Annotated in this window: 17 protein-coding genes; 13 read left to right on the plus strand and 4 right to left on the minus strand. The window is 57.8% G+C overall.

What is annotated here, in order from left to right; translation table 11 throughout:
• Window positions 1–116: 116 nt before the first annotated feature.
• The 6 genes from ribH to ribA are packed head-to-tail and all read left to right on the plus strand — an operon-like array spanning window position 117 to window position 3832.
• The gene (ribH, locus tag B4U49_RS13475; protein ID WP_078085154.1) at window positions 117–587 is read left to right on the plus strand and encodes a 6,7-dimethyl-8-ribityllumazine synthase; all 471 of its coding nucleotides are present in this window, start codon (window positions 117–119) and stop codon (window positions 585–587) included.
• A 17-nt stretch (window positions 588–604) separates the two neighbouring features.
• On the plus strand, window positions 605–1045 hold the full coding sequence (nusB, locus tag B4U49_RS13480; protein ID WP_078085127.1) for a transcription antitermination factor NusB: 441 nt from the start codon (window positions 605–607) through the stop codon (window positions 1043–1045).
• 8 nt (window positions 1046–1053) lie between these two features.
• Window positions 1054–2043 (plus strand): thiamine-phosphate kinase, encoded by a 990-nt coding sequence (gene thiL, locus B4U49_RS13485; RefSeq protein ID WP_078085128.1) that lies wholly within the window; start codon window positions 1054–1056, stop codon window positions 2041–2043.
• Window positions 2044–2061: 18 nt separating this feature from the next.
• Window positions 2062–2544 (plus strand): phosphatidylglycerophosphatase A family protein, encoded by a 483-nt coding sequence (locus B4U49_RS13490; RefSeq protein WP_078085129.1) that lies wholly within the window; start codon window positions 2062–2064, stop codon window positions 2542–2544.
• 12 nt (window positions 2545–2556) lie between these two features.
• The gene (locus tag B4U49_RS13495) at window positions 2557–3204 is read left to right on the plus strand and encodes a retropepsin-like aspartic protease family protein (protein WP_078085130.1); all 648 of its coding nucleotides are present in this window, start codon (window positions 2557–2559) and stop codon (window positions 3202–3204) included.
• A 19-nt stretch (window positions 3205–3223) separates the two neighbouring features.
• A complete protein-coding gene (gene ribA / locus B4U49_RS13500; RefSeq protein ID WP_078085155.1) occupies window positions 3224–3832 on the plus strand; it encodes a GTP cyclohydrolase II in 609 nt (202 codons plus the stop codon).
• Between the two features lie 102 nt (window positions 3833–3934).
• Here ribA and pulA read toward each other — a convergent pair whose 3' ends face one another.
• On the minus strand, window positions 3935–7345 hold the full coding sequence (gene pulA / locus B4U49_RS13505) for a pullulanase-type alpha-1,6-glucosidase (RefSeq protein ID WP_239692628.1): 3411 nt from the start codon (window positions 7343–7345) through the stop codon (window positions 3935–3937).
• Between the two features lie 720 nt (window positions 7346–8065).
• Between pulA and B4U49_RS13510 the strand changes: the two genes are divergently transcribed.
• The 4 genes from B4U49_RS13510 to B4U49_RS19415 all read left to right on the plus strand — a co-directional run bounded on the left by B4U49_RS13510 (window position 8066) and on the right by B4U49_RS19415 (window position 12106).
• The gene (locus B4U49_RS13510) at window positions 8066–8434 is read left to right on the plus strand and encodes a DUF2750 domain-containing protein (RefSeq protein WP_078085131.1); all 369 of its coding nucleotides are present in this window, start codon (window positions 8066–8068) and stop codon (window positions 8432–8434) included.
• Between the two features lie 80 nt (window positions 8435–8514).
• Window positions 8515–8886, plus strand: coding sequence for a VOC family protein (locus B4U49_RS13515; RefSeq protein WP_078085132.1), 372 nt, complete (start codon window positions 8515–8517; stop codon window positions 8884–8886).
• A gap of 42 nt (window positions 8887–8928) precedes the next feature.
• Complete coding sequence (locus tag B4U49_RS13520) at window positions 8929–9858, plus strand: SDR family oxidoreductase (RefSeq protein WP_078085133.1); 930 nt, start codon at window positions 8929–8931, stop codon at window positions 9856–9858.
• A 154-nt stretch (window positions 9859–10012) separates the two neighbouring features.
• Window positions 10013–12106 carry an SLC13 family permease gene (locus B4U49_RS19415; protein ID WP_078085134.1) on the plus strand — a complete coding sequence of 698 codons (2094 nt, stop codon included), beginning with the start codon at window positions 10013–10015 and terminating at the stop codon, window positions 12104–12106.
• Window positions 12107–12127: 21 nt separating this feature from the next.
• Here B4U49_RS19415 and B4U49_RS13530 read toward each other — a convergent pair whose 3' ends face one another.
• On the minus strand, window positions 12128–12574 hold the full coding sequence (locus B4U49_RS13530) for a CBS domain-containing protein (RefSeq protein WP_239692629.1): 447 nt from the start codon (window positions 12572–12574) through the stop codon (window positions 12128–12130).
• A 740-nt stretch (window positions 12575–13314) separates the two neighbouring features.
• On the opposite strand from B4U49_RS13530, the gene B4U49_RS13535 reads away from it, so the two are divergent.
• Both B4U49_RS13535 and B4U49_RS13540 read left to right on the plus strand, forming a co-directional pair.
• On the plus strand, window positions 13315–13794 hold the full coding sequence (locus B4U49_RS13535) for a hypothetical protein (protein WP_078085136.1): 480 nt from the start codon (window positions 13315–13317) through the stop codon (window positions 13792–13794).
• A 239-nt stretch (window positions 13795–14033) separates the two neighbouring features.
• Window positions 14034–16091 (plus strand): RHS repeat domain-containing protein, encoded by a 2058-nt coding sequence (locus tag B4U49_RS13540; RefSeq protein WP_143735668.1) that lies wholly within the window; start codon window positions 14034–14036, stop codon window positions 16089–16091.
• A 27-nt stretch (window positions 16092–16118) separates the two neighbouring features.
• Here the strand turns inward: B4U49_RS13540 and B4U49_RS13545 are convergent, their stop codons facing one another.
• Entirely contained in the window at window positions 16119–18209 is a 2091-nt protein-coding gene (locus B4U49_RS13545; protein WP_078085138.1) for a TonB-dependent receptor, read from the minus strand.
• 292 nt (window positions 18210–18501) lie between these two features.
• Here B4U49_RS13545 and B4U49_RS13550 point away from each other — a divergent pair, with 292 nt between their 5' ends.
• Complete coding sequence (locus B4U49_RS13550; protein WP_078085139.1) at window positions 18502–20409, plus strand: hypothetical protein; 1908 nt, start codon at window positions 18502–18504, stop codon at window positions 20407–20409.
• A gap of 85 nt (window positions 20410–20494) precedes the next feature.
• Here B4U49_RS13550 and B4U49_RS13555 read toward each other — a convergent pair whose 3' ends face one another.
• Window positions 20495–21805 (minus strand): NAD(P)/FAD-dependent oxidoreductase, encoded by a 1311-nt coding sequence (locus B4U49_RS13555; protein ID WP_078085140.1) that lies wholly within the window; start codon window positions 21803–21805, stop codon window positions 20495–20497.
• Window positions 21806–21988: the final 183 nt, after the last annotated feature.

The raw sequence follows: 21988 nt of genomic DNA on the forward strand, positions 1-21988 counted from the left end.
ACAGGGATGTATTCACAGCGGTTCTGAAAACAAATACCCAGTACCACGCCGCCACTGAAGCGGGATCGAAGCTCAAACCGGGCCCGAAGTGGAACAACAGAAAACGGAAAATGACCATGAGCAATATCAAAGTAATCGAAGGGGACTTCGTAGGCAGCACCGGTAAATACGCGCTGCTGGTGAGCCGCTGGAACAGCTTTGTTGTGGAAAGCCTCAAAGACGGCGCCCTGGATACCCTGCGTCGCAAAGGTATCAAAGACGAAGACATCACCATCTACTACGCCCCGGGCGCCTTCGAATTCCCGCTCGCTGCGCAGAAAATTGCCGAAAGCAAAAAGTTCGACGCCATCATCGCACTGGGCGCCGTCATCCGCGGTGGCACCCCGCACTTTGAGTATGTCGCCGGCGAATGCACCAAAGGTCTCGCGCAGGTATCCATGAATACCGGCATCCCCGTCACCTTCGGCGTACTCACCGTAGACAGTATCGAACAGGCCATCGAGCGCTCCGGAACCAAAGCCGGCAACAAAGGCTGCGAAGCCGCCGAAACCGCACTCGAAATGGTTTCCCTGATCGGCAAAATCTGACTTGAGAAACGACTGAAATGACCGTAACCGCATCCGCCCGCCGCAAGGCTCGTCACTATGCCATGCAGGCCCTTTACCAGTGGCAAATGGCCGGCTCCAACCTCAATGCCATCGAGGCCGAGTTTCATGCCGACAACGACATGAGCAAAACCGACGTGGCATATTTTCGCGAGCTGCTCCACGGCGTAGCAAAAAACCTCGACGAAATTGAAGGCACCTACAGCCAGTATCTCGACCGCGATGTCGAAGAGCTGGACCCCGTGTCTCGCGCCCTGTTGCGCATGTCCACCTTCGAAATGAAAAATCGCGTGGACGTACCTTACAAGGTCGTCATCAACGAAGCCGTCGCACTGGCCAAAAAATTCGGCCCCACCGACGCCTTCAAATTTATCAACGGCATCCTCGACAAGGTTGCGGCCAAAGAGCGCAGCGTCGAAGTAAAGGCCGATAAAGGCTGAGCTGGATTATGGCCGGGCCCGGTGAGTTCGAACTGATTCGGGAGTATTTTGCCTCCCACTTTCAGGCCGGTGCCCAGCCAGCGGGCCAACCGGTTGCCCGGGGAAATACCGCGCACAACAGCGTGGCTCTGGGCATCGGCGACGACTGCGCCCTTCTGATACCTCCCGCAGGGAAATTGCTCGCCACCAGCGTCGATACCCTGGTAGCAGACGTTCACTTTCCCGCAGCTGCCGATCCCTATCAGATTGCCAGCCGCAGCTTGAGAGTCAATCTCTCCGACCTCGCGGCCATGAACGCAGAGCCTCTCTGGTTTACCCTTGCGCTTACTCTCCCTGAGAGCAATGCGGATTGGCTTGAGCCTTTCGCCAGAGGCCTGGCGGAAACCGCGCAACGGTTTGGTATTACTCTGGTCGGTGGTGACACCACCAGGGGACCGCTCTCCATTACCATCCAGGTCACCGGCACCTGCGAGCGACCGCTGCGACGGGATGGTGCCGCCAGTGGCGATCATATTTTTGTATCGAACAAGCTCGGCGCCGCCGCGGCAGGGCTGCCCATCGTTCTCGGTGATCTGGAAGCCAGTGCGGAGCAGCGGCAGCAGGCGGAGGACGCCTTCTATTTTCCCGAGCCCCAGTTTTCGGTGGCGCGCGCCATAGGCCCATACGCGAGTGCCGCACTGGATATTTCCGATGGGTTGCTCGCAGACCTCGGGCATATCTGTCGTGCGAGCAAACTCGGTGCGCAGCTGGACCTGGATGAATTCCCGGTCGCTGAGCTGGCCTCGAGCATGGATACAGAGACCGCGCTGGAAACTGCGCTTACCGGCGGCGACGATTACCAGCTCTGTTTTACCGTACCGGACGAACATCTTTCAGCCGTACAACGACTAAAGCTTCCGATTAGTATTGTCGGTCGCATGCGCAGTGAGCCGGGTGTTCACTGCCAGCTACACGGCCAGGCGTGGCAGCCCCGTACGACCGGCTATCGGCATTTCTGAACGGCGGAAAATATCTACATGACACCCACATTCGCACAACTGATCCGCAGCCCGGTATTGTTCCTTGCATTTGGTTTCGGCTCCGGGCTGGCCCGCAAAGCCCCCGGTACTTTCGGTACCATCGCCGCCATTCCGCTCTGGTATGGCCTGCAGTTTCTGTCACCGGCCGCCTATCTGGCGGTGATTGCGATCACCTTCGTGTTCGGCTGCTACCTGTGCGGTGCCGCTTCGAAAAAGCTCGGAGTGCACGACCACGGCGGCATTGTGTGGGACGAGTTTGTCGGCTACTGGCTCACCATGTTTATGGCACCAGCGGGATGGATGTGGGCGCTGTATGGATTTGTGCTGTTCCGCATCTTTGATATCGCCAAGCCACAGCCTATCGGCTGGGCCGACCGCCGGGTGCACGGTGGTCTGGGGATCATGCTCGACGATATACTGGCGGGTATCTACGCCGCCCTGGTATTGCAGGGCACGGCACTGTTGATAAATACACTCTGAGGCAGGATGCCCATGAAAAGATTGGCAACAGCTATTGCATTGATCGCCCTGGCGGCAACAGTGCCGGGGTTGGCGGTGGCCGCGGAAGTGCGCCTGCAGGCGATCTTTGGCAGCAGCGCCATGTTCGAGATTGACGGCAAACGGCACATGCTGAAATCCGGTAAAACCTCCCCGGAGGGCGTAAAACTGGTTTCCGTGACCAGCGACCACGCGCTTGTCGAGATTGACGGCCGTCGGCAGAAGTTGACCCTGGCGGCTCCGATAGCTGCCAATTACGCGACGGTGGACCGGGCAGAAGTCCGACTCAGTGCCGATGGCGGGGGGCACTACAGTACCGTTGCCTGGATCAATGGCCGCCGGGTGAATGTGATGGTGGATACCGGTGCGACCAGTATTGCGTTCAATTACCCCACCGCGAAAAGTCTCGGCCTGGACCTGGCCCGCGCACAGCCGATGACGGTATCTACGGCCAGTGGGATCGAGCGGGCATACAAGTTACAGCTCTCCAGCGTCACCATTGGCGGGATAACCGTGCACAATGTGGATGCGACGGTGATGGGCAATGATTTCCCGCAGATAACTCTGCTGGGTAACAGTTTTTTGAGCCGTGTGGATATGCAGCAACAGGATGGCCTGTTATTGCTTCGCGCGCGCGATTGAAGGATTACGAGGTATCAGTTTGACCATTCGTTATGTGGAATCCTCCAAGCTTCCCACCTCCTGGGGAATGTTTGAGATGCACGGTTTCGAGGAAGTGGAAACCGGCAAGGAGCATGTCGTTCTGAGTATGGGTGATCTGGATACCGATGCGCCGGTACTGGCCCGTATTCATTCGGAGTGCCTGACGGGCGATGCGCTGTTTTCTCTGCGCTGCGATTGCGGAGCGCAGTTACAGTATGCGTTACACCGGATTGCGACGGAGGGGCGCGGTGCGGTGTTTTACCTGCGTCAGGAGGGGCGCGGAATCGGTCTGCTGAACAAGATTCGCGCATACAAACTGCAGGATTGCGGGGCGGATACGGTAGAGGCCAATGAGCGTTTGGGTTTTGGTGCGGATATGCGGGATTACTCGATCCTGAAGCCGATGATCGATCACCTGGGTATCAAGTCCATTCGCCTGATGACGAACAATCCGCGCAAGGTAAAGGCGCTGGAAGATCTGGGTGTCGAGGTCACTGAACGCCTACCACACCAGAGTGGACGCAACCCGCACAACACCAATTATCTTTCTACCAAGAAGGGTAAGCTGGGACATCTGTTTGACGATGAAGAGAGTTCAGAAAAGTAACTTTCTCTCTTTACTCCCAAAGCGCCACTAAGGCGCAACACTGGAATGCGAAGGTCCCGATATCAGGACCTTCGCTTCAGCTATCCTGCTTAGTTCGAAGCGTTAGAAAAGAGATTTCAGGAAATCAAAAAAGCCCTGTAGCTTTTCCTTCTTCTCCTGTTTTGTCTCTTCAATTTTTTCCTTCAGTTTTTCTTTTTTACCAGCGTGCCGGTTTTCCACGAACACCGCGCTGGTTCGGCCCGGCAGAGTGAAGGTTCCAGATTCTCGATCGAAGTCAGCAAAACGTAACGCGTGATCTACTGAGTGGCGCTGCATCGGATGCAACTTCAGATGAGAGCCGGTAAGCGTATCGTTAGTGAAAGTAACGGTCTCTTTGTCGCCATTGAACAGCACCACGATACGTCCATAGCGGCGATCGATCTCGCCCGCGGAGTCCTGCAGTTGCATCGCAATCAAGCCGGGAACCTGTTCCGGACCGGTATTCAGGAAGCTAACGTGCTGTTGCACTTCCTCTGCTGTCGTCAACCGGAATAGTGGCGAGCTGTTGCGGATGGCCAGCTGCTCGCGGAAGATCGCCGCGCTGAATTCGCGGTGGTCTTTTTGCGGCGCCAGGTCCGGATTGGCTAGCAGCGGTTGCATAATCCACCAGCTGTCCTCATTTTTGTCCGCAATAGGCAAGCCCTTGCCCCAGTTGCCCCGTTCAAACGTGAAATCGATGGCATTGAACCAGTCACCGGAATTGTAACTGTCGCGGTCCATGGATTTGGAACGCAGGAAGTCCTGACCCGCGTGGATAAACGGTATGCCCTGAGCGAACAGTACCAGTGAATTGCTGAACGCCTGTATGCGCGCGCGGTCTTCAATGGTTGCGGTGCTGTTGGCCTTGATCTGGATACCATCAAACAGCGTTTCATTGTCGTGTGCGGCAATGTAGTTGATGGATTCCTGCGGGTCGCCGGTGTATCCGGTGGGCTGACCGTTGTAGACCAACTGTTCGCCGGTAGTGGTGTTGCCATAAGAGTCCGTGAAGCTGTACTGCTTCAGGTTGCCGGCGAGGGAAACGCGCACCTTGTCGGCCAGGGTCAGCAGGGTCTGGCGCTCGTCGCCCCAGAACTTGCCGTTGCTGTCGGTAAACAGGCCGGTACCGAATCCCTGTTCCTCGAAGCCGCCAAAGGGATTGCCGCCGCGCACACTGTCGCGCAGACGATCATTGAAAGTGCCCACGCCACTGCCGGCCATATTGCCCTGGCGGGCCTGTACAAAGCGCGCATCGTTGACCACTTCACCAAAGTTCCAGCCCTCGCCATAGAGGTAAATTGATTTGCCATCCACTCCGGCATTTTGCGGGGTGAGTGCGTCGAGCATGGCGCGGGTCTTCAGGATATTGTCGAGGCTGTGGTGTCCCATCAGGTCGAAGCGGAATCCGTCCACCTTGTAGTCTTTCGCCCACACCGCCATGGAATCGAGCATCAGCTTCTCCATCATGCGGTGCTCGCTGGCGGTATTTGCGCAGCAGCTGCTCATCTCCACACCACCTTCACTGTTGCGGCGGTGGTAATAGCCCGGAACAATTTTATCCAGAATGGAATTCTGGTACTGGCCGTAGGAGCTGGTGTGGTTGTACACCACGTCCATGACCACACGCAGGCCGGAGCGGGAAAGTCCCTGTACCATTTCGCGGAATTCGCGGATTCGTGCGGGGCCATTGGCGTCGGTGGTGTAGCTGCCCTCGGGAACGGTGAAGTGCAGGGGATCGTAGCCCCAGTTGAATCCGTCGCTATCGCGCACCGCGTTGACCGCTGCTTGCTGTTCGCTGCTGTCCGCGGCAAAGGCATCGAGGTCGGTGGGAGACTGCTGCTGGTTTCTATCCTCATTGACCGTGGCAAAGTCGAACGCGGGCAGCAGGTGGATATGGGTCATGCCGGCCTGGGCGAGCTTCTTCAGGTGCCGCATGCCGTCACTGCTGTGTCGCTTGAAGGCCTTGAAAGTGCCGCGCTCTGCTGTGGGCACGGTTTCATCCTGTATGGAGAAATCCCGCACGTGCAGCTCGTAAACGGAGATATCTTCCGGATTTTCCAGCGCGGGTTTATGCAGTCGTTGCCACCCTCGGGGCTGCAGGTCTCGGTCATCCAGGTTGATGATCTGACTCTTGCCGCTGTTCATCGACAGGCCGAGGGAATAGGGGTCGGTTACCAGGTTGCTTTCCATTGCGTCGGAAAAATAGGAAAACACCTCTACTTCATACAGGTAGTAAGCGCGATCCCACTCTTTGCCGACAGCGGTCTGCCAGGCACCGTCCTGCTGGATCATATCCACAACCATATCGGGGGTGCCCGAATCGGCCGTGGTGAACAGGTGCAGTTTTACCGAGTGCGCGGTGGGAGCCCAGAGGGCGAAGTCGATCTGGTCCGCCGCTACCTGGGCGCCGAGTTTTCCATCGTAGTAGAAGGCATCGTCCAGCAGGCCCGCGAGCTGGATGCCAGTGGCATCTTTCAGGTTGCCTTCGCTGTCGTATAGCGCGAGCGCCAGCTGGCCGGTTACCAGATCGGCGAGCGGCACCTGATCCGCCAGTGCAAATACTGCCTGTCCCGCCAGATGGGGGAACTTCAGTTGACTCGATTCGGGAAGCCCGCTCACTGCCTGCAAGGGAAAACTGCGATCTGAGGTTAGGCCTTCGGGTGTAATCTGAAGCGCGCCATCGGCGCTGTACACGAGCCTGACCTGATCCCCTTCGGCGGGGCTGATATTCCACGCGAAATGGGACGCATCCAGCCAGTGGGCCTTCTCCTGAGTGAGATCACCGCGGGGAATACCGTTGGTGCTGACAATTACCTGATTGCTGTTGGCATCGAAAGCGAAATAGATCTCGTCGCCGTTTTCGGCAACGGTAAACGGCACATTGTTGCCGCCGTTGCCGTAGCTCTCGCTCCAGCCCTCGTTCAGGGCGACTTTGAACTCGTAGTTGCCCGCCGGGATGTCGGTCGTCAGCAGGGTGTAGATGCCGTCGCCATCGCTATCCTGCATCCAGCTGCGCAGACAGTCCGGTTGCCAGTTCCCCGGACAGCCAAGGGCACTCTGGAAATTGCCCGCCACGGTGGCAATGACGCTGTTGGCGTTACTGGTGACCCAGTGGGTTTCGTGGTCGTAATAGAACTTTACCGCGCGGCTATCGTTCAACTGTAATCCGATATTGGCGCCATTGCGGTATCCATTCGCCCCGTAGTTCTCGTCCCAGCTGCCGTTCAGGGCCGCTTTGTATTCCCAGTTGCCAGCGGGCACGGTAAAGGTACCTTGCCATTTGTCGTCGCTGGCATCGTATGCCAGTTGCGTGATGACGCACTCCGGCTGCCAGTCGCCGGCACAGCCCAGTGCCGCTTGCAGGTTGCCGGGGATTCCCACCATGGTGGGGTTCGGGGTGTCCGAGGCCTTGGCCTGATTGGCGTCAAAAATTGCGTGGGATAGCAGACTGGCGGCCAGCAGCAGGCCAGCGGGCGTGGATAGCGTCGCTTGCATGGAGGTCTCTCTGGTTGGTTATTGTTATTCAGCTCGAAATCGGGGACATCGCTTCCCCAGGATCATTGGACGGAATATTGCGCCGGACTGCCTCCTCCCCGGGGGAGGGTGAATGAAAAATGCGCCAGAAGTAGGAAGTTTCAGAAACAGATGGTTCTGGGGAGAAAATTGCCTTTGTTGGTATTGCTGCTGGTTACGCTACAGTGTGCGCGGTATGGAAGTGTGTGACCGAGAAGCGCTATCACTGTCATAAACCCTTCACAAAAGCGTCACCTGAAAGAAATCAATGCACGCCATTCTGTACTCGAGCAAGACGTTGATCCCGCTGCTTGCCAGGGAAGGGCAAAACAGTCAACTGATGGAATGGCGGGTTCAGTGAGTACGTCTATACTCAAAGTTATCTGAATGTTGTGGGTCGAGAAAGGTGATGTACTCACAGCGCTCCGATATAAGGGCCGGCATTATGCCGGCTTTTGTTTTTCTGCCGTTTACTGGCCGCGTTGATCTCGCGGTGTTAACCGTTCTTCCCTATCGCGCCTCCCGTTCCTCTGTTTCAATTCCCGAGAACAATCCTCTGTGACCAGTAGGCTCGCTACCAGTGTTTTAACCGGGATACTGTGCCCTCGGCGTGTCTCGGGCAGCTTGCGGATCAGCGCAAGTTTCTACTTATCCGGGCCAATCTGGCGTAAACTGCGGAAATCACTTTTAAGGCAAGCCGGTATGGAATTGGAACCGCTCGGAGATGATTTTGAGGAAAACTGCGACCGCTTTTTGCCGGAAGCGGTGGAGCAGGGGTGCGTGTGGGCCCTGGAAGGGGAAGAGGGGTTTGCGCTGTGTGAATCGGAGCGTCACGCTGACACTGATGTCATGCCGTTCTGGTCCCAGCGGGAATTCGCCGAGGCGCATGTTGCCGATGACTGGGCCGACTATCAGGTAGTACCGGTCGACCTCGAAGAGTTTATGGATGACTGGCTGACTGGTATGCATGAGGATGTACTACTGGTGGGCATCAACTGGAATCAGGATATGGAAGGCGAGGAGATAGAACCCCTGGACCTTCTTGAGCAGCTGGAGCAGGAACTGCAGTAATCTGCTTGCCGGCGAATAAAAAACATACAAGAGCAAAGCGGTGACAGCTCAGGAAACAAATCTCCAGGAGGAGGTCTGAGGTGAGTCAGTTTTTGGGGGTGCGCAGCGTCATCTACGGTGTGCCAAATCTGGAAGAGGCCAAGGCGTGGTACACCACGCTGCTGGAAGTCGATCCGTACTTTGAAGCCGAGTGCTATGTGGGTTTCAACGTGGGCGGTTTCGAGCTGGGGTTGGATCCGGACGCGCGCAATGTGATCAGCCGCGCCGATGGGGTTGTGGCCTACTGGGGTGTCGAGGATATCGCCTCCCAGGTAGAGCGTATCAACGGCCTGGGTGCACGCCAGCACGGAGAGATTGTCGACGTGGGAGAGGGCATTCTGATGGCCAGTTTCCTCGATCCGTACGGCAATGTTTTCGGCCTGATCGAAAACCCCCACTTCAAACTGACATAAACCCCGGACCGAGTTTATTGGACGCAGTATTGGAGCAGTAACGTGAGCAAGCCCCCCGCCAACCGGTTTCGCCCCTCCGATCACGCTTTCGCCGCCGAGAGCCTGGCGCAGATCGGCCGCGGTTACGTTGTCCCGGACCGGGTGGCGCTGATTACCGGTTGCTCCAGTGGTATTGGTCGCGAATTGGCGCTCGCCCTGCACAGTCGCGGTACCATCGTCATTGCTACCGCGCGGCGCGCGGAGAGCCTGCAGGAACTGGCGGATGTCGGCATCGCCACAGAGTCCCTGGATGTGAACTCGCAGGCGGATATCAATCGTGTGGTACACGCGATCAAAACCGCCTATGGCCGTCTGGATATCCTGGTGAACAACGCTGGATACGGCCAGATGGGGCCGCTGCTGGAGCTGGATACTCGCGCTCTGGAGGCCCAGTTCCGAACGAACGTATTTGCCCCCATGGCCCTGGCGCGGGCCTGCGCGCCACTGCTCAAATCCCGCGGTCACGGCATCATCTGCAATATCGGCTCGGTTTCCGGTGTTATGCCGACTCCCTTCTCCGGCGCCTATTGCGCCTCCAAATCTGCATTGCACACCCTTTCCGACGTACTGCGTCTGGAGTTGAAGCCCTTTGGGATCCGCGTGGTAACGGTACAGCCGGGGGCGATTGCCTCCGAGTTCGGGCGCCATGCGGAGATTTCCCTGCGCGGCCTGCTGGCCCCGGATTCCTGGTACAAGCGGAGTGAGGACCACGTGCGGGCACGCGCGGTGGAGTCCCAGCAGAATGCCACCCTGGCGCGGGATCTGGCCAAACAGCTCGCTGCTGAATTGTTGCGCAAACGCCCCGCGACGCTGCTGCGTATCGGTAACAAGAGCCGCCTGCTGCCGTGGATTGCCCGCTGGCTGCCGCGCTGGTTGCGCGACCGAGTGCTGTCGAAGCGCTTTGGCCTGAAAAGGCTGCATCTTTCCAATTAGACCTGCGGGCATGCCTGCGCAGGTTCCCTCAAGTCATGTGATTTCCCGGTAACGCGCGGTGCCGGCATTCGGGCGCTGCGCGACAAATCCACTATGTTTGTGGTTGGCCCGATGATTTTCTTTGGGCGCTAGATGCCGGGAACACCATTACTCCATGTCCCTCGACCAGATTGTCATCCTGTTGATCCTCGCCGTTACCGTGGCCCTGTTTATCTGGGGCCCGTGGCGTCACGATATGGTGGCGCTGGCGTCGCTACTGGCCTGTGTGTTTGCCGGCTTGATCGAGCCAGAGGATGCATTTACCGGTTTTGGCCACCCGGCGGTGGTAACCGTGGCCTGCGTGTTGATTTTGAGCCGTGGGCTGCAAAATACCGGGGCCATGGATGCGCTGGCACAGAAAGTCATGCCTCGACGGGGCGGCATCACCCTCGCAATTACCGCGCTCACCGCTCTGGGGGCGGGCATGTCCGGTTTTATGAACAACGTGGGTGCCATGGCGCTGTTGATGCCGGTGGCCACCGACCTCGCGGACCGCTACCAGCTGCCGCCGGGCAAGGTGCTGATGCCGCTGTCGTTCGGCACTATCCTCGGCGGCATGACCACTCTGATCGGTACACCACCGAACCTGATTGTGTCCGGCTTTCGCGCCAGTGCAGGGGCGGGCAGTTACGGTATGTTCGACTTTACCCCGGTGGGGCTGGTCGTGGCGCTGGTGGGGGTGCTGTTTGTTTCCCTGATCGGCTGGCGTCTGGTGCCTGCGCGTACCCAGGCGGGCGCCGCATCCTTCGATACTGGTACCTACCTGACTGAAGCTCTGGTGGGGGAGAAGAGCGCGGCCATCGGCAAGTCCCTCGCCGAGCTGGTGAAAATGATCGGCGATGAGGATGCCCAGGTGATCGGACTCGTGCACAACAACGCGCGGGTCTCTACTGCTATGCCAGGATTGCGGGTGCGGGCGGGGGACATACTGGTGATCGAGTCGGAGCCGGAATCCCTGTCTGCGGTACTTTCCAACCTGGGCCTGAGCCTGACGCCTGCCGCGGAGGAAATCGACAAGGAAAACGGAAAGCAAAACGGCAAAGACAACAAACGCAAAGACAGTGGCGAGCGCGGTGAGGAAGCCGGTGGTGAAGCGGAGAGAGCACCGGCGAATGCAGGCGCTAGCGATGGCAGGGTACGCAAGCGTGGCGAAGCCGAAGAAATGACGATTCCGCCTGAGCTGACCCGAGTTGACAGCGGGCAGCTCAACGCTGCTCCGGAAGCCTCCCTGGAATATGCTGACCAGGAGGGGGCCCAGAAGGGCGAACAAGAATCGAAAGCAAGTGAAAAAGAAGGCGAAAAGGAAGAGGATAAGCAGGAAGAGCAGGAGAAAAAACGCGCCCGCGATCGCGCCGACCTGACCCTGCGCGAACTCGTCGTGATGCCGGACTCTTTCCTGATCGGCCGCAGTGCTGAGAACCTGCGCCTTGCCGGTCGTTACGAAATCAACCTGCTGGCCCTGTCACGGCAGGGGCGCCGTTCGGTCAAACGCCTGCGCTCTACACCGCTGATGGCAGGGGATGCGTTGTTGATGATGGGAACCGAGCCGAACCTGCGCAACTTCGCCAACGAGCAGCGCTGTGTTCCGCTGGCGCAGCGGGATATCACGATTCCAAATAAGGAAAAGGCCTACGTGGCGCTGGTGGCCATGGCGCTGGCGGTGGCCGGGGCGGCCTTTGGTCTGTTGCCTGCAGCCATCTCTTTCGCCACCTGCGCGTTGGCGTTTATGGCGCTCAAGGTGGTGCCTCTGCGCAATATGTACGAAGCCATCGACGGTTCGGTAATCGTGTTACTGGGGGCGCTGATCGCTGTTGCCGGCGTAATGGAGTCTACCGGTGCTGCGGATGTGGTGGCCAAGTCCATGCTCGACAATCTGGCGCGGGGCAACCCGGTGATTGCGCTGGTGCTGATCCTGGTGGTGACCATGACACTGTCGGATTTTATGAACAACGCGGCCACTGCGGCGGTGATGTGCGCCATTGCGCTGAGTGCCGCGGCGCAGCTGGAAGTGAACCCGGACAGTTTCCTGATGGCCGTGGCCATCGGCGCTTCCTGCGCATTCCTGACCCCGGTGGGGCACCAGAACAATACCCTGATCCTGGGGCCCGGTGGATTCAAATTTGGCGATTACTGGCCCATGGGATTGCCCATGGAGATACTGGTCGTCGCGGTATCGGTGCCTACGCTGCTGTGGGTGTGGCCGCTCTAGCCCGACTCTCCAATCACTCGATCAGGCAACCGAATCGTCCGTCGGCTGCGCCAGGTCTGCCAGGTACTGACTGCAAAAGCGCAGCGCGTCGGTAACGGTAATGATGCCCGCGAGCTCACCTTCCTTCATCACCAGCACCGAGCCGATACCGGTATCCGCCATGGCCATCAGGATCTTGTCCAGCGGGTCGTGGATATCCGCAATATACGGGCGCCGCGCGCACAGATCGCGTACGTACAGCTGCTGCTCTTCCAGGCGGTGTCCCGGCGAGCGGGCGCGATCAATATCGCCACGGGAGATAATGGTCTCCAGATCTCCTTCTCTGGTCACCGGCAGGTGGTGTACCCCGTGCTCTTCCATCAGTGCTTCCGCGGCCTCGATGGGCGCATCGATATCGATATGGTACGGAAATGGCGTCATCAGAGCCGCGAGTGTGGGCATATGGTGTATATCCCGTACTTTTGTCATAACGTGCTTTTCCCCCTGAGTGGTTTATTGATTCGGTGAAACATGGCCGAAACCAACCAAAGAATAGATCAGCGGCGGGCGCTACAGGGGGAAAGATACGGAGAGGTACACGGGAAGTGCGGGTCAGAGGTATGTATGTTGAGAGGCAATATACGGGCTAATAAGTAAAAATAGTTTAAGCTTGTTGGCGGATTTACTACAAAACAGTATTATTGGCGCGCTCGTGGGATTCATCCCACCAGACCGGTTAACAGCAATTTCGTTTCCCGGACGTTTGATTAGCAACCTCTCTCCACTTGAATTGCCGGTAATCGGCGCCATCATGTTGGAATTGACGATATTAGTCGCAAAATCAATCTGTTTGAAAACGGTCGGCATATATCTGTCTGGATTTCACGGATTTGCCCCAAGCGTCCCATTATCCGGATAACAACTGCCAACGGGCACTTACCGTTGCTTCTGAATCACCCGGTGATCAGGGTAATGATGTACTGCCGCTTTATATGCTGTTTATCACTGGTTTGTGCGTTATTTCTTCTTCCTTGTAGGAAATAAGAGAGTTTTTAAATCATATATACCGACCCGTTTATGATGATGTCTGGCGCGTCTGTATATAGGAATATTTGCGGGTTTATATCCGGTTTCTCGAATTAAATCGAAATTTAATACCTCTGGTGGCCGCTCACCAGAATATTACTGTCACTTCAGGCAACACTACATATATCGAGGCTCAAATATATATGTTTCAGGAATACGATCAGATCGAACAGCAAATCGCTGAACACCAGGCAAAAATAGAAGAGCTGCAGGAGCAGATGGCGAAGGCCGAGCGCAAGAAGCAGGGTGTGATTGCCTTCGACAAGGCGCTGGTGAATCTGGCCGCCGAGTACGAAATGGAAGAAGAAGAACTGTACGGCGCACGTGGCGAGCAGATCGTTGACTGGCTGGTCTCCCAGCTGGGTAACGAAGATGCACCGGAATACGTGCGCAGTCTCAAGGCCCGTGTCGCCCGCGCCCTCAAGCGTGAGGGTGAGGCGCCGCGTCGCACTGCGCGTCGTGCTTCCACTGCGGCCAAGCCGGCTGAACCAAAACTGGAAACCGGTCACTACCGCAACCCCTACACCAACGCCACCATCGAAAAGAAAAAGCGCAACCCCAAGCAGCTGAATCAGTGGGTTGCCGAGCACGGATTGGAAAAGGTAAAAACCTGGAAAATCTGATCCGGCTTGCTCGGGCCGAGGCAGTCTGAGCAATCTCTACAAAGCCCTCGACAGTCCCAGCTGTCGGGGGCTTTTTGTATATGGGGCGCACAACTTTTCTCGCACCGGGCCAAGGTCTTTCAATTCACGTCAATCCGCGGAATACCGCGCAATCCGGTCAACGACCGCCGCTTTATTCGGCAATACTTTTTTGTGGTCGAAGGCAAATGCCGTAATTGAAGTTCGACAAGGAGTCCCCTGTGCCAGTGTGGCCTGTATCCCCGGGTATTGATCCCCTTAGCGCGCGTCTGCATGACGGGTGGAAACTGCTTGTCTGCCTCCTTCTCACCGGCTGTCTCACCGCCTGTAACTTCGATAGCGATTCCGACAATCGCGCACTCGGTAACCCCAACACCAGCAGAAGCAGCAGTTCCAGTAGCTCCAGTGGTGGCACCGGGCACAGCCAGGGCAGCGGCGCGGAATTGACGGGTGTCTTTGCCGCGGGGGGCGTAAAGGGGCTGCGCTTTCGCACTGAAAGTTTTTCCGGGCTCACCGACAGCGATGGGACCTTTCGCTATCGCGATGGGGAAACGGTGGAATTCTCTCTGGGGGGTATTGTTCTGGGGAGCGCGGTCGGTGCGCCGCAGTTGACCCCATTCGACCTGGTGGGGGCGAGCCCTTACACCAGTGAAGTGGATCTGCGTGTTGCTTTGGGCAATCACCAGTGGGTGGATCCCCTCGACCAGGTATCAAACATGATGCGCCTGTTGCTGATCCTCGACCGGGATCAGGATCCGGACACGGGTATCGATCTGAGCGACTGGGATGCCGATCTTGCCGACGACCAGCTGGACCTGGATTATGACCTTTACGCCTTTCCTTACCGCCGCGGGCTCGATTCCCTGCCCGCGATAACCAGTCGCTTCTCCATCAAATACCAGCTGCCGCTGGAGTTCCCCCTAATCTATCTCTACGACGCGCTCGGCATTGTCGTACCGGTCCATGTACCGGTGCGCGAGACCCGCGATGTTGGAGACAATGATACCGTCGAGCAGGAAGTGCTCTGGGTGTACAACGACCTCGGTCTGCCGCTGGAATTGCGACTCACCTTCGTTCCGGATGATGAGGACAGCTGGCGCGAGAGATTGAGCTACGAGTACGACACACTCGGACGTCGGGTGCTGGCCCTGCGTGAAACCGACACCGATGAAGATGCCAACGTGGAGTTTTTCTATCGCTCCGAGCGCTTTTACAGTAATCGCGGTTTCCTGGTAGAGGTTGTCGAGGAAGATGGTCAGCTACAGGTAAGTGAGCGCCGCGTATATCGCTTTGATTACGACGATGGCGGCAATCGGATAGTGTCCGTGTTCGAGCTTGACGACGATGTCGACGGAGCACTGGACTCGGTTTACCGGGTCGAGCGGTTGTTCAGCGATGATGGCCTGCTGGACTGGTGGCTGGACGAAGCGGACCTTAACGCGGATGGCCGCATCGAGCGCCGCCGGCGTTTTGCTTTCCGCTACAACAGCAACGGTCAGCTGCTGGAACAGGTGGATACCCTGGATAATGGCGACCTTTCTCCCGCCGACGGTGTGGTGGATGTGCGCATCGAGGTGGGTTACCGCTATGGTGGTAAAGACCGCCTGCTGCGGGAAACCCAGCGTATCGATGACAATGGCGATGGCGTGGTGGATCGCGAAAATACGTTCGAGTATGCCTACCTCAGCGATGGCAGATTACGCCGGCAAATCTGGGAATACGATGTGAATGCCGACGGCGTGGTAAACACGCGCCGCACCTTCGAATACCGCTACCTCAGCAGTGGCGAGCTGATCGAGGAAGAGATGACTCTCGATAACAATGCTGATGGCATTGCCGAGGCACGGGAGGTCACTGAATATCGCTACAACAGTCGCGGCCAGCTGCGACAGACGGAGATCGCCGTGTACAACGGCGCCGATGACCTGCAAAGCCTGCTGACCATCTCGCGGGAATACGGTAGTCATGGACAGTTGCTGAGCTGGTACCGCGAGGGAGAGGGTTTCACCGGTACCACCAATACACCCATCCGTTTGCGCTGGCGGTATCTGGAAATCGCGGACGGGCTGCGTTACCTGATCGATCACTACCGCTATCGCGAGCCAGCGTATTCCGAGATTGGTGTCACTGACCTGAACGAGCCCTGTGAGGAATATCGTTTCGCCGAAGACGGACCCGTGTGTGCGCTCAGCTGGCCCATGCGCTGGCAACTGTTGTGGGCTGAAACCTGGTTGGCACCGGGCCTGAATCTGGGTGGCCCGGTGGTGGTCCGCCCTTGAAGGCAACCTGTACCGCAGGTGCTGCCGTTAGAAAACGAAACGGATATCCGCATACAGGCTGCGGGGCTCGCCAATAAAGTAGCGATCGCCACCGCCGAGGCTGGAATAGTCGGCGCGCTCGGCGTAATCCACATTGGCCAGGTTCTCCACCCGGATACCCAGGCTGGTGGCCTCTCCCAGGGACTGTCGCAAGCGCAGGTGTAGCAGATCGTGCCCTGCGTAGCGGTGCACGTTTTCGATATCCGTGTAATAGCTGCCCGTATACTGCCACTGCAGGGTGAACTGGGTGGTTTGGTACGGTCGCCAGTTCAGGCGCAGGTTGTGCAGGTTGTGGGGCGCAGTATCGATATCGTTGCCGCGGCTGTCGATCAGCCCGGAGCCCGGTGCGCTGACATCGTGGGTGTAGCGGTGGCGGGCGAAGGTGCCGGCGAATCCCAGCTCCCATTGATTGGACAGTGCCCACTGTACTTCATACTCCAACCCGAAATGCCGACTGCCGCCGCCGCCGAGGTTCAGTCGCTCGGAGGACTGGAACACCACATCCTCCTTTTCCATGTAAAAGCCGGTCAGGCTATAACGAAACGGCGCGTCCCAGCGACGCAGGCCGAGCTCGATACTGTCGATGGATTCCGGATCCAGGTCTGCGCGCATCTGGCCGTTCTGCAGGCGATACAGTTCGCTGGCCTGGGGCGCACGAAAGCCGTGCGCCAGACGCAGGGACCCGTTCAGGTCCGCGGAAAACTCGTGTATCAGGCTGGCATTGATGGAAACACTGGTGAAGTTGTCGCGGCGATCTTCGGGGCGGGTGTAGCGGCAGCCCACCGCACCGGTGAAGCTGCTGACACACAGGCCACCGCTGTCGGTGGTATCGCCGCTGCGCATGCGGTTGTCGTAGTCGTACCGCAGGTGCTCAATACGGCCGCCGAGGGTTACGCGCGTTGCGTCGGTGATGGCCTTTTCAGCCTGCGCAAAGCCGGCGGTGAGTACCGCATTAACCCGATAGTCATACTGCTTGCCTGCGGGAAATACCGAGAACCCCCCGTCCTGAGTCTGGCGCAGCCAGGCGTCGGTGAACTCGAGGTCGACACCGCCGGTCATATCCAGGGTCTCACTGGCGGCGTAGCGATAAGCGCTCCGCAGCCCCAGCCCACGCTGGCCGTTTTCCTCCAGGGGGGTGCCCGGCAGAAAGTGCATCAGAAACGCCATGTCCGTATAGCGGGCATAGGGTGTGATCTGCAGTGAGCTGCCGTCGGGAAGCGACTTTTCCAGCCGCACCTGGGCGCGGGCAGACTGGCTATCGCGGAACGCTTCCGGGTTGGGGTTTTCCCGTTTGCGATCTGCATTTTTGAAGGCATCTTTGCCGGTAACATAGCCGGCAGTCTCCTGGTTCAGGTTGCTCAGGCTTAGCAGAGTGCGGCTGGACCAGCCCGACCATTGCCCGTCGTGACGTAGTCGCATTTTCTGCTGGTCAAAGCCGGAATTTTCCTTAAAGCCGCCGTCGCGAGCACCGTTAAAACTGATGCGGTAGCCGCCCTGCGAGTCTCCGCGGCTGTGCCCGAGGCTCACCCGTGCGTAATCATTGGCGCCTCCCTCCAGTGCCAGCGAGGATTCCCCGCCGTCTGTCGGCGGCCGGCTCAGGATATTGATCACGCCGTGCTGGGCGTCTGATCCGTACAGCACACCGCCCGGACCGCGCAGCACCTCGATACGCTGCGCCTGCTCAAAGTTGCCATCGAACAGCTGATTGACGTTGCAGAAGCCGATGCCGCGCAACGGAATTCCTTCTTCGGTAATTGCAAAAGCACCGCAGCTGCCGGCTCCGGTCAGTACCGGTGAGCGGATCGCGATCAGGCTCTCCTGACCATTGCCGCGGCTGATCAGCGCACCCGGTACCGAGGCCAACGCCTGGCTTGGATGAATGGGGCTGATTGTCAGCAACGCATCCAGGTTAACACTGGTGAGGGATTCGGCGAGCTCGCTGCGCGGCCGCGGTTCCCGGGTACCGGTGACGGTCAGCTGTTCCAGCCGCTCCGATTCGGAAAGCCTGCCTGCTGCGTTCGCGCCACCAGCTGCGGCCAATAGCCCTGTGGCGAAGAGGGTTTGATGGAAGCGATTCATCGCTGTGCGGTTCCTGTTGTTGCTCTGGTTCCCGCCGGGGAAATGTCGCTATTGTACGGGATATCCGGGCTGAGCAGTGGGTAGGCGAAAGTGGCGTTGTTTTGCTTTTTTAAAACAGCTTTTCCTTTGAGTCGCTCATTGCCTGGATGCATTTCCTTTACATTCCCCGGGGCGGTTGTTATCAATAATTGCGGTGCATGTATTCCCCGGGGGATTCGAATTATCAACCGGGATACTTGTTTACTGGATGAGTTGTTTATCGGGATGGTTGTATAACGACAAGGAGATACCCGTGGCCACACTGTTTTCTACAGGACTTATTGCTCCATTACGCCCGTACATTGCGGTGCTTTTTTGCCTGTTGCTATGCGCCTGTGGCTCGGGCGGATCCTCCGATGCAGGCGGGAGTCTCGATTCAGGTTCCAGCAGCTCCGGCGGGGGCGGTACCGGTGAGGAAACCCAGGGCGTATTTAACGGGGCAAAAATCAGCGGCCTTTTTTATCAGACTCCAAGTTTTTCCGGGTTTATCGAAGCCGATGGCGTCTTCCGTTATCGGGATGGAGAAAATGTACGGTTTGCACTCGGCGGTATCGAATTGGGTTCGGCACGGGGCGAGCCGCAACTGAACCTGTTTGACCTCGCGGGATCGCAGCCTATTGTCGACGAGCAGGCACTGCGGGCAGAACTGGAAAACCGTGCGCGCGTCACCGCACTGGACCGCGTGGCAAACATGGCCATCTTACTCGCGACACTGGATCGCGATCGCGATTTGAGTAATGGTATTGACCTCTCCGGCTGGAATAGCGAACTGGCGGATTACCAGGTCGATTTTGAATTTGATCTTTTTAGTTTCCCGCAGCAACGCAGCCTGAATGCGCTGACCACCATCCGCACTGCCTTTGCTATCGACTACGAAGTACCGCTAGCGGCGCCATTGCTTTTCCTTTACGAATCTCTGGACCTTACCGTGAGTGCACACCTGCCGGTGCGGGAAGCCATGGATACCGGTGACGACGGCAGTGTGGAACACTCGAGCGAGACCAGGTACAACGATTTCGGGTTGGCGGAGGAGGTGCGCCGGACACAAATTCCCGGCAATGGGGAAACCTGGAAGCAGCTGCTCGCCTATACCTATGACCGCGAGGGACGCTTGCTGCGATTGCATTCCGAGAACGATAGCGATGGTGACGATCTTGTCGACTACCAGAATGTGCGTGAATACCGTTTCGAAAGTAATAATGGCTTGTTGATCGAGAGTTCCAGCGAAACCGGGAACCCTGAGCTGGATGAGCGCGCGGTTTGGCGCAATCAATACGATAGTGGCGGCAATCAAACCCTGTCGGCCTATGAACAAACGGAACCACACCCAATCATTGGACAGGTTAAACGAACCAAGTCGATTGTTACCCGCTATACCGGTGACGGACTGGTGCGTGATATCGAAGAAGAAAGCGAAATGGATGGGGATGGACGCCCGGATTATCGTCAGCGTATTGAGTATGGTTATTCCGCCGCGGGACTGAAAACTTCCTCGCTCACGACACTAGATGGTGGCAGCGATGAACCGGATGGCATGATTGAGCGACGTACCGACACTAGCTATCAGTACGACAGCAACGACAGATTGATTCGCGAAGAGCAGCGCACGGACGGTCAGGGTGATGGCGTGGTGGACAGTGCGTTCATTACTCGCAAGCGCTACGACAATCGTGGCTTACTGATTGAGGAAACCCGGGAGTCTGATCGCTACGCGGATGGCAGTGTCGAATCGCGGCAGAGCATATTCTACAGCTACGATGCCAGCGGAAACCGCACGCGTCAGGAGATGCGTTTTGACGGTGATGTCGATGGCAATCCGGAGCAAACTTCCATTACCGAGTACAGTTACAACAGCTACGGCCAATTACTGCTCACGCAAAACCGCACTTTCTTCAGCGATGGAACCACGGATAGAGAGCATAGTGACCGCCGTACTTATGGTGATTTCGGGGAAATGCTGAGCCGGCGTACCGAGAGCAGCGGGAGCAGTTACATCCTTGCTGACACCCCCGTGGTGCAGCGCTGGAGTTATCAGCAGATAGACAATGGTCTGCGTTACCTGATTGATCACTACCGGCAGATGGGGGCGCCGGCGTCACTGTCCACTGGCACTTGTAGCGGAATATCTTACGGCGGTGGCTATATCATCTGCGGAAACTGATCTCGCCACGAGCATCGCGTCGCGACAAATAAAAAGAGGCCCACAGGGGCCTCTTTTTATTTGTTGGTAAAGGTGCACATCGGATTCAGTGCATTTTCAGGCGCGGCTTCACAAAGCGGTTAGCCTGTCCGATCAGGTACAGCAGCATGGCCTTGGGCCAGCCGTGCAGGGCTGCGAGGTGCATGCGGTAGAGAGAGCGGTAGGCGAGCCCGGCGAGACGTCCCTCGATGGTCAGGCTGCCTTTGACCAGGCCGCCCATCAAACTGCCCACTGCATCGAACTTTGACAGGGATACCAGTGAACCGCGGTCTTTGTAGGTAAACGGCTGCAGCTCCGCATCGGGGTTCTCTACCAGTGCGATCAGGTTTTCGCGGGCGGTCTTCGCCATCTGTTGTGCGGCCTGGGCCCGCGGCGGCACCTTGTGCTCTGCAGAGTCAATGCAACCGGCACAGTCGCCGAGGGCGAAAATATTCGGGTCACTTTTACTGCGCAGAGACGCTTCCACTTCAATCTGGTTCTGGCGATTGACGCTGAGGCCATCCATGTCGCGCAGGAAGTCCGGTGCTTTTACGCCGGCGGCCCACACCCGGATAGCCGCGGGAATTTCCTCGCCGTCGCGGGTCACAAATCCCGTGCCGGTGGCTTCGGCCACCTGGGTGCCGGTGAGAACCCGCACACCGAGGTTGGACAGTTCCTTCTGTGAGCTGTTGCCGAGCCTCGCCGGAAGGGCGGGCAGCAGGTGCGGACCTGCTTCGATCAGGGTGACCTTGAGATCGCCGTTTTTAATGCGCCCGTAGTGCCCCATCTCGTGCACCGCATCCACCAGCTCTGCGGCCAGCTCCACGCCAGTGGCGCCGCCGCCGACAATGGCGATGGCCACATTCTCGGCGACGCGGCTTTCCAGCTGCAGGAACTGGTCCAGCAGGCGGGTGTGGAATTTCTGTGCCTGCTCGGCGCTGTCCAGGAACTGGCAGTTTTCGCGCACCCCGGGCGTATTGAAGTCATTGCTCTGACTGCCGAGGGCAAATACCAGGTAGTCATATTCCAGCTTGCGCGGCGGTACCAGCGGTTGTCCGTCTTCACTGCACACTTCAGCAAGTTCGATGGTTTTTGCTGCGCGATCAATTCCCTGCAGGCTGCCCAGCTCAAACTGGAAGCCGTTGGCGCGGGCGTGGACCTGGTAATTCAACGCGTCGAGGCTGGAGTCCAGTGCGCCGGTGGCGACCTGGTGCAGCAGCGGCTTCCAGATATGGGTACGTTTTTTATCGACCAGGGTGATTTCTGCCGCGGGCGTTTTATTGCGGCGATGAAAGTGTTTGAAAGAGAAGTGACGGCCGAGACTGGTGGCCAATTGCAGACCGCCGGCACCACCGCCGACAATTACGATTTTCTTCATGGCAGAGATTTCCTGTAGAGCTAAAAAATTGTGCTCTTCGCGCGCCCGTGCACTGCCGGAGGTCTGACTCCGGGTCGACAGGTGTCGAAAATAATTACTGATCGGGCGGCGGTCTCTGTGAAGACGCGTTCGGGAAAGCTACATTGCCTCTCCCTTAATTCTATGCGCGCAATACTAACGCAC

It is taken from the genome of Microbulbifer mangrovi (assembly GCF_002009015.1).
Lineage (GTDB): Bacteria > Pseudomonadota > Gammaproteobacteria > Pseudomonadales > Cellvibrionaceae > Microbulbifer > Microbulbifer mangrovi.

Excerpts from the sequence above, each read along its gene's own strand:
- ribH (WP_078085154.1), top strand. The coding sequence starts at position 117 with ATGAGCAATATCAAAGTAATCGAAGGGGACTTCGTAGGCAGCACCGGT.
- nusB (WP_078085127.1), top strand. The coding sequence starts at position 605 with ATGACCGTAACCGCATCCGCCCGCCGCAAGGCTCGTCACTATGCCATG.
- thiL (WP_078085128.1), top strand. The coding sequence starts at position 1,054 with ATGGCCGGGCCCGGTGAGTTCGAACTGATTCGGGAGTATTTTGCCTCC.
- B4U49_RS13490 (WP_078085129.1), top strand. The coding sequence starts at position 2,062 with ATGACACCCACATTCGCACAACTGATCCGCAGCCCGGTATTGTTCCTT.
- B4U49_RS13495 (WP_078085130.1), top strand. The coding sequence starts at position 2,557 with ATGAAAAGATTGGCAACAGCTATTGCATTGATCGCCCTGGCGGCAACA.
- pulA (WP_239692628.1), bottom strand. The coding sequence starts at position 7,345 with ATGCAAGCGACGCTATCCACGCCCGCTGGCCTGCTGCTGGCCGCCAGT.
- B4U49_RS13510 (WP_078085131.1), top strand. The coding sequence starts at position 8,066 with ATGGAATTGGAACCGCTCGGAGATGATTTTGAGGAAAACTGCGACCGC.
- B4U49_RS19415 (WP_078085134.1), top strand. The coding sequence starts at position 10,013 with ATGTCCCTCGACCAGATTGTCATCCTGTTGATCCTCGCCGTTACCGTG.
- B4U49_RS13530 (WP_239692629.1), bottom strand. The coding sequence starts at position 12,574 with ATGACAAAAGTACGGGATATACACCATATGCCCACACTCGCGGCTCTG.
- B4U49_RS13535 (WP_078085136.1), top strand. The coding sequence starts at position 13,315 with ATGTTTCAGGAATACGATCAGATCGAACAGCAAATCGCTGAACACCAG.
- B4U49_RS13545 (WP_078085138.1), bottom strand. The coding sequence starts at position 18,209 with ATGAATCGCTTCCATCAAACCCTCTTCGCCACAGGGCTATTGGCCGCA.
- B4U49_RS13555 (WP_078085140.1), bottom strand. The coding sequence starts at position 21,805 with ATGAAGAAAATCGTAATTGTCGGCGGTGGTGCCGGCGGTCTGCAATTG.